The organism is Corallococcus macrosporus (genome assembly GCF_017302985.1).
Lineage (GTDB): Bacteria > Myxococcota > Myxococcia > Myxococcales > Myxococcaceae > Corallococcus > Corallococcus macrosporus_A.
In genome coordinates this window covers 22241-35071 of the sequence record NZ_JAFIMU010000016.1, presented here as the reverse complement: position 1 = coordinate 35071, position 12831 = coordinate 22241, and the positions used below count along the sequence as shown (strand labels likewise).

The window sequence follows — 12831 nt, the reverse complement described above, 5'->3', positions numbered from 1 at the left end:
ATCAAGGACGGCGACAGCGGATTGAGCCGTGCCGCGTCTGGATTGCACAAGACGCGGCAGCTGGCCCGGCAGTCTCTACTTCGCGGCCTGCTTGAGGGCGTCTTCCACGTAGCGGATGCCCTTGGCGGTGATGGCCTTGCCCTTCTTGCTGTCCTGGGCGTAGCCGGCGTGCAGGCGCAGGGCCTTGGCGGCGTTCGGGGCGGCGTACGTCACGCCCAGCCCGCTCCAGAAGCGCGACGTCGTTCCGGACGTCACCTCCACGTCCAGCGCCTTCGCCAGGTAGAGCGGGATCAGCGAGCGCAGCAACTGGTCCTTCTCCTTGCCGGCGGAGACCAGGTCCTTCTGGCGCGCGTGGCCTCGCAGCGCGGCTTCCAGCACCGACACCGCGTCCTCGCTCGCGGCGCCGGACGCGGCCGACTTCTTCGCGGCGGGGGCCTTCTTCGCCGCGCTCTTCTTCTTCGCGGGCGCCGCCTTCTTCGCGGCCGGGGCCTTCTTGGCGGCCGCGCTCTTCTTGCCCGCGGCCTTCTTCGCCTTCGGCGCCGTCTTGCGGCGGGCCGCCTGCGCCAGCTCCATGCGGCCCTCGAAGGGGATCTCCACCACCGTCGCGTCCACCTGGCGCTCCGGCATCGCGTTGCGCAGGGACTCGATCACCTCATGCACCGACGCGCGCGGGGGCTCCGAGTGCACCGGGCGGGAGACACGGGTCGCGGCGGGCTCGCTCACGGGCGGCTTCCCCTGCGCGTAGTACCGCACCCAATCGCTTGCCTCCTCCACCACTTCCGTCAGGCCCACGCGATCGAGCAGCGACCCCAACCACCGAAGACTGTTGCGCACTGAGAACCCTCCCGTTCTGATCCACGCTACTACACTCCGGACGGACGCAACCTATATCGCCAGCAATACGGGTTGTTCCATGCCCCCCCGGGTCTTGCCGCCACCCTATCAGCGGATCCCGGGAACAGACGTGCAGATGTAGCGAGTTGTTCCTCCGCTTCACTGCCGCACGGACACCACGCTGCGAGTCTTCACGTTCGTCACCTTCCCCGAGCGCTCCAGCATCCCCTCTCCCACGAGGAACAGCGCGCCGTGGATCTCCTGCCTGCACCGCGCATACACCTCCGAGGGCACCACCAGGTTCGCGATCCCCGTCTCGTCCTCCAGCGAGATGAAGCAGATCCCCTTCGCCGTGGGCGGCATCTGCCGGCAGATCATCATCCCTCCCACCTTCACCCGCCGCCCCGCCGACACCCGCTTCAGCCCCTCCGCCGTCACCGCCCCCATCCGCTTCAGCGTGGGCCGCAACAGCTCCAGCGGGTGCTTCTCCAGCGACAGCCCCACCGTGTCGTAGTCCGCCACCACGCGCTCCTGGACGCCCATGGGCGGCAGTTCCACCGACGTGCCGTCCATGGGCATGCCGAAGAACAGGTCGTCCGCGTCCAGCGGCCCCAGCGCCTGGATCTCCCACAGCGCCTGCCTCCGCGCCCCGCACAGCGACGCCAGCGCCCCTGACAGCGCCAGCCGCGTCAGCTCATGCCGGGGGATGCGCGCCCGCCGCGCCAGGTCTCCCACGCTCGTGTAGTCCCCCCGCCTCGCGGCCTCCACCGCCCGGCCCGCGGACTCGCCCAGCCCCCGCACCATCCGCAGGCCCAGCCGGATGGCCCCGTCCTCCAACGTGCAGTCCCAGCTCGAGCGGCGCACGTCCACCGGCCGCACCTCCACGCCGTGCCGCTGCACGTCCGCCACCAGCGTGTGCGGCGCGTAGAAGCCCATGGGCTGTGAGTTGAGCAGCGCCGCGGTGAAGGCCGCCGGGTAGTGGCACTTCAGCCAGCTGGACGCATAGGCAATCAACGCGAAGCTCGCGGAGTGGCTCTCCGGGAAGCCGTAGTGCGCGAACCCCCGGAAGTGGTCGAACCACTCCTCCGCCTGCTGCCGCGAGTAGCCGCGCGCCTCGCAGCCCTCCACGAAGCGGCCCCGGTACGGGAGGATGCGCGCCTCCGCCTGCTTGTGGCTCAGCGCCCGCCGCAGGCCGTCCGCCTCCCCCGCGCTGAAGCCCGCCGCCACCATCGCGAGCCGCATCGCCTGCTCCTGGAAGAGCGGCACGCCCAGCGTCTTCTGGAGGATGCCGCGCACGTCCTCGCTGGGGTACGTCACCGGCTCCTGGCCGTGCCGCCGGCGCAGGTAGGGGTGCACCATGTTGCCCACGATGGGGCCCGGCCGGATGAGGGCGATCTGCACCACCAGGTCGTAGAACTCGCGGGGCCGCAGCCGGGGCAGCATGTTCATCTGCGCGCGGCTCTCAATCTGGAACACGCCCACCGTGTCCGCCTCGCACAGCATGTCGTAGACCTTCGGGTCCTCCGGCGGCACCGTGGCCAATGACAGCTCGCGGCCGGAGTGCTTGTGGATCAACGCGAAGCACCGCGACAGCGCCGTCAACATGCCCAGCGCCAGCAGGTCCACCTTCAGCAGCCCCACCGCGTTGATGTCGTCCTTCTCCCACTGGATGACCGTGCGCCCGGGCATCGACGCGTTCTCCACCGGCACCAGGTCCACCAGCGGCTCGCGCGTCATCACGAAGCCGCCCACGTGGATGGACAGGTGCCGGGGCACGCCCTCCAGCTCCCTGGCCACCGACAGCGTCCGCAGCACGCGCCCGTCCGTCGGGGACAGCCCCGCCTCCAGGAGCACGTCCGGCGTCACCTGGAAGCCGTGCGCCGAGGCGACGCGCGACAGCCGGTCCACCTGATCCAACGACAGCCCCAGCGCCTTGCCCGCCTCGCGCAGCGCGAGCCGCCCCCGGTAGCAAATCACTTCGCACACCATGCCCGCGTGGCGCCGGCCGTGCTTCTCGTAGACGTACTGGAGGACCTCCTCGCGCCGCTCGTGCTCGAAGTCCACGTCGATGTCCGGCGGCTCCTTGCGCTCCATGCTGAGGAAGCGCTCGAACAAGAGCCCCATGCGCACCGGATCAATGGCGGTGATGCCCAGCGCGTAGCAGACCGCCGAGTTCGCCGCGCTGCCCCGCCCCTGGCACAGGATGCCGCGCCCCCGCGCGAACATCACGATGTCCCAGAGCGACAGGAAGTACCCCGCGAAGTCCAGCGCCGCGATGAGCCGCAGCTCGTGGTCGATCTGCTTCGTCACCGCCGGCGGCACGCCTCCCGGATAGCGCGTGCGCAGCCCCGCCTCCGTGAGCACCCGCAGGTGTTGATCCGCCGTGCGCCCCTCCGGCAGGTCCTCCTCCGGGAAGCGGTAGTGCAGCGCCTCCAGGGTGGCATCGCAGCGCGACGCCAGCTCCACCGTGCGCGCGAGCGCCTCCGGACGGTCCGCGAACAGCCGCGCCATGTCCGCGGGGGACTTCAGCGTCCGCTCCGCGTTGGGGAACAGCCGCGTGCCCGCCTGATCCACCGTCACCCCGTGGCGGATGGACGTGAGCACGTCCTGCAAAGGCTGCCGGTCGCGGTGGTGCGTGTGCACGTCGTTGTGCACCACCAGCGGCACGCCCAGCGCGCGGGCCAGGGCCTCCGCTCGCGCCTCCCGGACCGCGTCTCCCGCCGACAGCGAGCGGCTCAGGCCCACGTGGAAGCCCCCCGGGAACGCCTCCGCCAGCGGCGCCACCGCCTCCAGCGACGCGGGGCCCGGCAACAGCGCGAGCAGCCCCGACGCGTGCTCGGCCACCTTGCGCCAGGGCAGGCCCGCCTCGCCCTTGGGGTGCGTCATCCGGCCGTGGGACACCAGCCGGCACAGGTTCGCGTAGCCCTCCGCGTTCCGCGCGTACACGACCACCGGGGGGCCGTCCTCCAGGGTCAGCTCCGCGCCCAGGAGCAGCTTCACGCCGTGCTCCTTCGCCGCGAGGTGCGCCTTCACGACACCGTAGAGCCCGTCCCGGTCCGTCAGCGCCAGCGCGGACAGCCCCAGCCGCGCCGCGGTGGCCACCAGCTCCTCCGGGTGGGAGGCGCCGTGCAGGAAGGAGAAGTGGGACCGGCACACCAGCTCGGCGTAGCTCACGCCTGATCAGGATACTGAGCGGACGTTCAGGCGCTAGATTGGATCGACGTTCAGCAGGAGGGCGACTTCATGGGTTGGGCCAGACGGCGGGCTGAAGACAGACGTCCGTCACCATCCAGGTTTGATTTGTCATTCGAGCGCTGCGCTGCGTCAGTATATCCCGCTCTATCGGATATTTATGTTCCTCCTGGTTGTGAGCTGTTTTTAAGCCATTCACGACCCAAACGGCGATTGGCTTTCGTATGATTTCCTGCTGGACGCCGCTCAACCCATACAGACAGGAGTTCCACCATGAAGCTCTCCAAGACCCTTCTCGCCGGTGCCGTTGGTCTCTTCCTCCCGCTGGCCGCGGTGGCCGCGCCCAACCCCTGTGACTTCGCGTGCCGGCCTACCGGCTCCTGCGACTGGCTCTGCACCGACGGCGGCGTCAGGACCACCTGCGGTGAGTACGGCGTCTGCACGGGCGCGCTCCCCGCCGCGCCCTCCGAGCCGCAGGCGTCCGCGCAGCAGCCCGCGCAGACCGACGATGCGTCGGAGGCCGTCTGCCGCGCCCCCGTCGAGCAGGCCCAGGGCTGAGCCATCGCGGTCCCTCATTCCTGGAGCGGTGTCTTCACCGACTCCAGGAATGAGGTTTTGATCTGTCATTGGGTTCCGGGAGAACATGCGCTCGGCGGTCCCTGTGTCCGGACCGCCTTTGAGCCGCAGTGGTGCCACTCCCACCCGAGATACGCCATGAACCTGCTCCGCCGCTCCCTGCTCCTGGTCCCCGCCCTCCTCCTCGCGCCGCTGTCCGCCAGCGCCGGGGCTCCCGCCTTCCCCTACTGTGACGCGAAGTGCACGTTCGGGACGACGTGCAACACCCCGTGCTGGGACTTCGACCGGACCATCATCACCTGCGGAGAGGCCGGCCTCTGCGACGGCATGGTGGCGCCGCCGTCCCAGCCGCAGTCCTCCGTGCAGCCCGAGTCCACCCAGGTCGAGACCGATGACGCGGAGCTCGTCTGCCACGCCCCCGTCGAGCAGGCCCAGGGCTGATCACCCATCGCGGTCACTCATTCCCAGCAGTGCCACTTCAACCCGAGGTCCATCATGAACCTGCTCCGCCGCTCCCTGCTCCTGGCCCCCGCCCTCCTCCTCGCGCCGATGACCGCCAGCGCGCGTCCGCCGGACTGCACCAACGCCTGGTGTGAAACGCAGCAGTGCGCCACCCTCTGTCTGGAGGCCGGCCACATCATCACCTGCGGTGACTACGGCGTCTGCGTGGGCGCCTCGCCGGTCGCTCCGTCCGAGCCGCAGGCCTCCGTGCAGTCCTCGCAGGCCGAGGAGGACGCTTCCGAGGCCGTCTGCCGCGAGCCCGAGGCCCGGGGCTAGCCCACCGCCAGCACCTCTTCCTGGAGCGAGGTGCGCTCCACCTCCTCCAGGAAGTCTCCCAGCGCGACGTTCACCGCCTGGGGTTGTTCCAGGATGCACATGTGCCCGCCGCAGGGCAGCCGTTTGAGCCGCGCGCCCCGGATGCGCTGGTGCAGCCGCTCCGCCACCTCCGGCACCGTCACCGCGTCCTCGTCCCCCACCAGCACCAGCGTGGGCGTCACGATGCGGTGCAGCTCTCCCTCCACGCTGCGGCGGTGGATGACCCCCTGCATCGCGCGCCACACCGCGCGCGGGTTCGCCACCAACTGCTGGCGCAACAACGCCCGCTCCGCGGTCCGGTCCGGATCCCGCATGAACGTGCGCCCGAAGTAGAGCGACATGATCCGGTCCACCACCGGCCGCAAGCCCAGCCAGTGCGTGAGCGCCGTCAAGAGCCGGTAGCGCGCCAGCGTCAGCGGCAGCTCCGCCGCGGCGGACGAATCCAGGAGCGACAGCGAGCGCAGGAGCTCCGGGTGCCGCGCGGCGACCCTCAGGCCCACGAAGCCCCCCATGGACTGGCCCACGAAGTGGACCGGCGCCAGGCCCAGCGCCTGGATGACCGCCACCGCGTCCTCGTACACCGTGCGCAGGCCGATGACCGAGTCACCAGGCGGGGCCTCGCTCAGCCCCTGGCCCCGGTGGTCGTACACAATGCAACGGTAGTGGCCCCGCAGGGCCTCCACCTGCCTGTGGAACAGGCGGGAGTCCCAGAGCAGCCCGTGGCTGAAGAGGACCGGCTCTCCACTCCCCCCGGTGTCCTCGTAGTACAGTCGAGCCCCACGGATGGACAGGTATGGCATCGGCTTTTCCCCTGGCTCTGGCCCTCTTAAGGCCTTGCCCGGAACCCTCCCTCCTTCCGGATTGATTCCTGAGGCCGGCCGACCGGTTTGACAGGCGGCTGAAGCGGCTGCCAAACAAGGACCCCATGGACCCCACCGCCTGGCAGCTCTGGCTGATTGCCGCGATCGTCCTGGGGGCGATGGAGATCAAGCTCTCCGGCTTCGTGACGCTCTGGTTCGCCGTGGGCGCGCTGATGGCGTCCCTGATGGCCGGGGCCGGCCTGGGCATCAACAGCCAGCTCCTCGTCTTCACCCTGGTGTCCGCCGCCCTGTTCGGCGCGTCCCGCACCCTCTTCAAGAACGTTTTCATGCGGGACGCCGTGCACTTGAAGACGGGCGCGGAGGCGATGCTGGGCCAGGAGGCCGTGGTGATGGAGGCGCTGGTGGACGGGCACGGGGGCACCGTGCGCATCAACGGCGAGCTGTGGATGGCGCGCTCCCTGTCCGGGCCCCTGCCCGAGGGCGAGCGCGTCACCGTGGAGCAGATCGAAGGCCTCAAGTTGTGGGTGCGACGCCCGTCGGCGTCCCACGAAGTCGCGCTGCGACCGGCGCGGCAGAAGAAGGAGAACGTAGGATGGGACTGACCATTGTTCTGCTGTTCCTGGCCGCCGCCGTCGTGTTCGCGATGGTCACCGGGGTGCGCATCGTCCCCCAGGCCAAGGTGATGGTCGTGGAGCGCCTGGGGAAGTTCCACCGCGTGGCCTCCAGCGGCCTCAACATCCTCATCCCCTTCATGGACAGCCCGCGCGCCATGGAGATGCGCGCCGGCAACCGCTTCACGCGCAACACGCTGGTGGACCTGCGCGAGCAGGTCATGGGCTTCGAGACCGTCCAGGTCATCACCCATGACAACGTCAACATGGAGGTCGGCTCGGTCATCTACTACCAGATCGTCGACCCCAGCCGCGCGCTCTACCAGGTGGAGAACCTGGCGCTCGCCATCGAGCAGCTCACCATGACGAACCTGCGCAACGTCATGGGCGGCCTCACGCTGGATCAGACGCTCACCAGCCGCGAGACGGTCAACACCAAGCTGCGCATGGTGCTGGACGAGGCCACGGAGAAGTGGGGCGTGAAGGTGACGCGCGTGGAGCTGCGCGAGATCGAACCGCCCCAGGCCATCAAGTCCGCCATGGCCAAGCAGATGACCGCCGAGCGCGAGCGCCGCGCGGAGGTCACCAAGGCCGAGGGCGACAAGGCCGCCGCCATCCTCCAGGCGGAAGGCGAGAAGATCTCCCGCATCCTGCGCGCGGAGGCCGAGCGCGACGCGGAGATCGCCCGCGCGGAGGGCCACAAGCGCGCCGTCATGCTGGAGGCCGAGGGCAAGGCCGAGGCCACCCGCCTCACCTTCGAGGCCATCCACACCGGCCGCGCCACGCCGGAGGTGCTCGCGCTGCGCTACCTGGAGACCCTCCAGGAGCTGGGCAAGGGCGACAACAAGATGTTCGTCCCCTACGAGGCCACCACCGCGCTGGGCTCCATCGCCATGCTGAAGGAGGTCTTCGCCAACGAGGCCCCGGCCGCCGCCGCGCCGGAAGCGCCCCGGCTCCCCGCCCGCGCGCCGTCCGCCGCCGCGATGAGCGCCCAGGCCCTGGCCCGCAACGCCGCCGCGAACGCCACCCTCCCGGCCACCCGCCGGGTGCAGCCGCCGCCGTCGGACGAGTAGCCGGCGCCCCTTCGGGGGAATCGTTGTCAGGGCACCGGCGTTGTCCCGTCGGTGCCCGTGTCACGGCCGCCCACCGGGCCTTGCTTCCGCCCGGGCCGCGCCGCATGCTCCACCTGAAGCACCGGCAGTCCACGCGGGGAGATGTCAGAGGTCTTCCCCTGAACGAGGTTCGCTGACCCTTGAAGCTGTACGCCTGAAACCCCGGTCCCTGGCTGTACCCCGCCGCCGCGCGTCCTGATGGGCGTGTGCGCTGGCTTCCGGTTTCAGGAGTCGCTTCAACATGCCCTCGTCCTCCTCTTCCGTGCGCGCGCACGACGTCTGCTTTTCGTTCACCGATGCCATCCCCGTCCTCACCGACGTGGAGTTCCACCTCGCCCCGGGCTGGACGGGCCTCGTCGGCCCCAACGGCGCCGGCAAGTCCACCCTGCTGCGCCTCTTGTCCGGCGAGCTGACGCCCACGTCCGGGCAGCTCCAGTTCGAGCCGGACTCGCCCCTGGTGTGCCTGTGTCCGCAGGGCGTGGAGGTGCTCACGCCCGACATCACCGCGTTCGCGGACGCCTGGGACGCGCTGGCGCGCAGGCTCCAGGGACAACTGGGCCTGGACGTCACCGCGCTGGAGCGCTGGCCCACGCTGTCTCCAGGGGAGCGCAAGCGCTGGCAGGTGGGCGCGGCGCTCGCCCGCGAGCCGGACGTGCTGCTGCTGGATGAACCCACCAACCACCTGGACGCGGAGGCGCGCTCGTGGCTGGTGGCCGCGCTGCGCCGCTTCCGGGGCGTGGGCGTCGTCGTGTCCCACGACCGTGAGCTGCTGGAGACGCTCACCCACGCCACGCTGCGCGTGCACGGCGGCGAGGCGCACCTGTACCCGGGCGCCTACTCCGCCGCGAAGGGCCACTGGGAGGCGGAGCGCGAGTCCGAGGTCGCCGCCCACCAGCAGTCCAAGGCGGAGCGCGACCGCGCCGCGCAGCTCCTGGACAGGGCCCGGCGCGAGCACCAGGGCGCCACCCTGTCGCGCAGCACCAGCCGGCGGATGCGCAACAAGTACGACAGCGACGCGCGCGGCCTGGGCCCATCCACGCTGGCCAGTTGGGCCGAGTCCCGGCTGGGCCACCAGGTCACCGTGAAGCGCCGCGAGCTGGAGCGCGCCGAGGCACAGGTGGGCACCTTCACCGTGGACAAGACGGTGGGCCGCTCCGTGTTCGTGGACTACGTGCGCTCCCCCAACCCGTTCCTCTTCACGTTCGACACGCCGGGCCTGAAGGCCGGCGACGTGGAGGTGCTGGGCCCCACGCGCCTGGACGTGGGCCGCGAGGCGCGCATCCGCATCGAGGGCCCCAACGGCGCCGGCAAGACGACGCTCCTGAAGGCCCTGCTGGAGCAGTCACGCGTGCCCCGCGACAAGCTCCTGTACCTGCCGCAGGACCTGGGCGAGGAGGAGACGCGCGCCATGCTGACCGCGGTGCGCGAGCTGCCTCCGGAGGAGCGCGGCCGGGTGATGTCCCTGGTGGCCGCGCTGGGCGTGGATCCACACCGGCTGCTCGCGTCCGGACAGCCGTCGCCGGGCGAGGCGCGCAAGCTGGCCATCGCGCGCGGCCTGGGCCAGCACGCCTGGGCCCTGGTGCTGGACGAGCCCACCAACCACCTGGACCTGCCGTCCATCGAGCGGCTGGAGGCGGCGCTCAGCGAATACCCCGGCGCGCTGCTGCTCGTCACCCACGACGCGCCCTTCGCCCGCGCGTGCACCACCACGCGGTGGCTCGTGGCGAACGGACGCGTGGAGGTGGAGTGAGCCACCGGGCCGCCGGGGCGGACTGAAGACAGAGTCTGCTGGGAGGCGGCTGATACATGTTTTCAAGGCCAGGGCTGCACTCCTAGAAGACAGGTGCGGGCCCGGTGGCTGTCACACCGGGCCTGTATCGTCTCCTACGCATCCCACCCCAGGAGTCCGTATGTCTCGGCGTACGCCGCCATGGCGGCATTCGTGTCTCTTCATCACGGGCGCGCTCGCGCTCACCGGTTGCACGGACGGTTCCGTGCAGGAGGAAGCGCCCGCGCTCCAGCAGCAGGCCAGCGCGCTCGTGCCCGGGCCGGACCTGCGCATCACGGAGCTGCGGGCCCCGGACAGCGCGACGCCCGGTCAGCCCATCACCGTCACCGCGAAGGTCTGCAACGTCGGTGACCAGAACATCTACGGCAACTCGCTGCTCCAGGTGTACCTGTCCACCACCCCCACGCAGCAGGTGCCCTCGGGCGCGGTGCCGCCCCCCACCGCCCAGCTCACCCAGGGCCAGACGGACGTGAGCGCGGTGTACGCGGGCCAGTGCGTCACCCGCTCGCTGACCTTCCCCGTCAGCCCGCCGGCGGGCTTCCCGGGCAACGCCGCCTACTACCTGGGCGCCATCGTGGACACGCAGAAGACGGTGTCGGAGTCGGACGAGACCAACAACGGCTTCGTCCGCGGCCTGATGGGCGTGGGCTACCAGCCGGACCTGGTCGTCACCCGGGTGGACGCGCCGGCCAGCCTGACGCCGGGTCAGCCCTTCACCGCGTCCGCGACGGTCTGCAACGTGGGCACGGAGACCACCTCCGGGAGCGCCGTGGAGGTGTACCTGTCCACGGTGAACGGATTGACGATGCCGGCGTCCTCCGGCCCGCCGCCCACCACGCAGTCCGTGGTCGCGGCGGTGCCCCTGGGCACCCTGGCCGCGGGCCAGTGCCGCGCGATTCCGTTCTCCGGCTCCGCCTATCCGCCGCCCGCCGCGATGCCCAACCAGCCGCTGTACCTGGGCGCCATCGCGGATGCGTGGAAGAACACGGCGGAGCTGCGCGAGGACAACAACGCGTTCGTGCAGGGCCTGGTGGGCGTGGGCAACGCCCCGGACCTGACCGTCCGCTCCGTGACGGGCCCCGCGAGCGTGCGCCAGGGCGACCCCTTCACCGCGACCGTGACCGTCTGCAACACGGGCACCGCGTCCGCGAACCCGGCGGACATCAACGTGGTCCTCTCGTCGGTGCCATCGCTGGCGGCCCCGGCCCCGGCGCCCCGGCCCACCACGGAGGCGCCGGTGGCGACCTTCAGCGCACCGCCGCTGGCCGTGGGCCAGTGCGCCACCCGCACGGCGCAGGGCTTCGCCAACCGCCCGCCCTCGAGCCCCTATGACGCGCCCCTGTACCTGGGCGCCATCGTGGACCTGCCTCGCACCGTGCAGGAGCTGCGCGAGGACAACAACACCCGCGCGGACACGCTGATGGGCGTGGGCGTGCGGCCCGACCTCACCGTCGTCTCGGTGAGCGTCCCCGCCAACGCGCAGCCCGGCCAGCCCGTCACGGCGACCGCGAAGGTGTGCAACGTGGGCACGGTCCGGTCCCCCGACGTGCCCCTGGAGGTCTACGTCACGAATGAGCCGTCGCTGAGCGTCGTGGCCGGCCCTCCGCCCATGTCCCGCCTGCCGCTGGGTTCCCTCGGCGTGCCGGCGCTGGAGCCGCGGGAGTGCGTGACGCGCCTGGTGAGTGGCTACGCCAACGTCCCGGCCGGCACGGTCATGCCGAACCCGGAGCTGTACGTGGGCGCCATCGTGGACCCGATGGCGTCGCTCCAGGAGCTGCGCGAGGACAACAACGTGTCGCCCCTGGCCCGCATCGGCCTGGGATACGGCCCGGACCTCGTCGTGCGCACGCTGACGGCCCCCGCGAGCATCCAGCCCGGCGGCTCGCTGTGGACGGACGTGAACATCTGCAACGACGGCACCCAGTCCGCGCCGCCCTCCACGGTGGGCCTCTTCCTGTCCACCACGCCCACGGCGGTGCCGCCCACCCAGGGCCCCCCGCCGCCGTCCCAGATGCAGGTGGGCACGGTGGAGGTGGGGTCGCTGCCCGCGGGTGCGTGCGTGCTGTACCCGAAGACGGTGTATGCCGCCGTCCCGCCCGAGGCCAGGCCGGCGCAGCCGCTGTACCTGGTGGCCCTGGCGGACGTGAACCAGCAGCAGGTGGAGCTGCGCGAGGACAACAACCTGCGCGTCGCCGAGGGCCCCGTCAGCGTGGGCAATGGCCCGGACCTGGTGGTGAAGGACGTCAGCGGCCCGTCGAGCGCCACCCCCGGCAGCCCCATCACCCTGAACGTGACGGTCTGCAACGTGGGGACCGCCTCGGCCGGGCCCTCGCAGGTGATGGGCGTCCTGACGCCGGAAGAGACGCTGTCCTCGCAGTTCCCGCCCGTCGCGCCCTCCGAGGCCCCGGTCGGGATGGTGAGCCTGCCGCCGCTCCCCACGGGCCAGTGCATGACGGTGCCCGTGAGCGGCTCCACGTACCCGCCGCCCTACGCGGACCCCGCCAGCCCCCTCTTCCTGGGGGCCCGCGTGGACGCCTCCAACCAGGTGGTGGAGCTGCGCGAGGACAACAACACCCGCGTGACGTCGAAGCTCGTCACGGGCAGCGGCCCGGACCTGGTCATCCGCTCCGTGACGGCGCCCGCGGCCCTGCCGCAGAACGCCTCCTTCACCGCGCAGGTGCAGGTCTGCAACGAGGGCAACGTGGCGATGTACGGCTCCGTGCCGCTGGACCTGTTCATCTCCACGGAGACGTCCCTCTTCACCCCCGCGCAGGGCCAGTTCCCGTACACGCAGGTCCAGGTCCCGGTGCGCGGCGCCATGGTGCCCGCGCTGTCCGTGGGCCAGTGCGTCACGCTGTCGCTCGAGGGGGCCGTGATCCGTCCTTCCGCGGCCACGACCGGACAGCCCCTCTACGTGGGGGCCCTCGTCGACGCGCCGAACTCGCTGATGGAGCTGCGTGAGGACAACAACGCGCTGACGCGGGCCAGCCCCATCAGCCAGGCGCAGTAGGCCTCCCGCCAGGGAATTCCCAATTCCTTGGTATGGAATTGCCGGCCGGGGGTGCACCCACACCCCGGCC

At 71.1% G+C, this 12831-nt stretch carries 10 protein-coding genes; 7 read left to right on the top strand and 3 right to left on the bottom strand.

All coding sequences use genetic code 11. The features are described from left to right. Positions 1 to 75: 75 nt before the first annotated feature. Positions 76 to 834 carry a hypothetical protein gene (locus JYK02_RS36400; protein ID WP_347402663.1) on the bottom strand — a complete coding sequence of 253 codons (759 nt, stop codon included), beginning with the start codon at positions 832 to 834 and terminating at the stop codon, positions 76 to 78. A gap of 159 nt (positions 835 to 993) precedes the next feature. Beyond that, positions 994 to 4008: an error-prone DNA polymerase gene (locus JYK02_RS36395; RefSeq protein ID WP_207057563.1), complete on the bottom strand. Its 3015-nt coding sequence runs from the start codon at positions 4006 to 4008 to the stop codon at positions 994 to 996. Positions 4009 to 4299: 291 nt separating this feature from the next. Between JYK02_RS36395 and JYK02_RS36390 the strand changes: the two genes are divergently transcribed. From JYK02_RS36390 to JYK02_RS36380, 3 genes are all read left to right on the top strand, one after another. Beyond that, positions 4300 to 4584, top strand: coding sequence for a hypothetical protein (locus JYK02_RS36390; protein WP_207057562.1), 285 nt, complete (start codon positions 4300 to 4302; stop codon positions 4582 to 4584). Between the two features lie 156 nt (positions 4585 to 4740). Then, positions 4741 to 5043 (top strand): hypothetical protein, encoded by a 303-nt coding sequence (locus JYK02_RS36385; RefSeq protein WP_207057561.1) that lies wholly within the window; start codon positions 4741 to 4743, stop codon positions 5041 to 5043. 54 nt (positions 5044 to 5097) lie between these two features. Then, positions 5098 to 5379 carry a hypothetical protein gene (locus JYK02_RS36380; protein WP_207057560.1) on the top strand — a complete coding sequence of 94 codons (282 nt, stop codon included), beginning with the start codon at positions 5098 to 5100 and terminating at the stop codon, positions 5377 to 5379. On the opposite strand, the gene JYK02_RS36375 is transcribed toward JYK02_RS36380, so the two are convergent. Then, positions 5376 to 6218, bottom strand: a complete 843-nt coding sequence (locus tag JYK02_RS36375) for an alpha/beta fold hydrolase (RefSeq protein ID WP_207057559.1) — start codon at positions 6216 to 6218, stop codon at positions 5376 to 5378. The genes JYK02_RS36380 and JYK02_RS36375 overlap by 4 nt on opposite strands. A gap of 125 nt (positions 6219 to 6343) precedes the next feature. Here JYK02_RS36375 and JYK02_RS36370 point away from each other — a divergent pair, with 125 nt between their 5' ends. The 4 genes from JYK02_RS36370 (at position 6344) to JYK02_RS36355 (ending at position 12761) form a co-directional block, all read left to right on the top strand. Next, positions 6344 to 6841 carry an NfeD family protein gene (locus tag JYK02_RS36370; protein WP_207057558.1) on the top strand — a complete coding sequence of 166 codons (498 nt, stop codon included), beginning with the start codon at positions 6344 to 6346 and terminating at the stop codon, positions 6839 to 6841. After that, positions 6832 to 7923 carry an SPFH domain-containing protein gene (locus JYK02_RS36365; protein WP_207057557.1) on the top strand — a complete coding sequence of 364 codons (1092 nt, stop codon included), beginning with the start codon at positions 6832 to 6834 and terminating at the stop codon, positions 7921 to 7923. Before JYK02_RS36370 ends, JYK02_RS36365 begins: the two co-directional genes overlap by 10 nt. Before the next feature lie 280 nt (positions 7924 to 8203). Further along, complete coding sequence (locus JYK02_RS36360; RefSeq protein ID WP_207057556.1) at positions 8204 to 9712, top strand: ATP-binding cassette domain-containing protein; 1509 nt, start codon at positions 8204 to 8206, stop codon at positions 9710 to 9712. A gap of 160 nt (positions 9713 to 9872) precedes the next feature. After that, positions 9873 to 12761 carry a CARDB domain-containing protein gene (locus tag JYK02_RS36355; RefSeq protein ID WP_207057555.1) on the top strand — a complete coding sequence of 963 codons (2889 nt, stop codon included), beginning with the start codon at positions 9873 to 9875 and terminating at the stop codon, positions 12759 to 12761. Positions 12762 to 12831 lie beyond the last annotated feature (70 nt).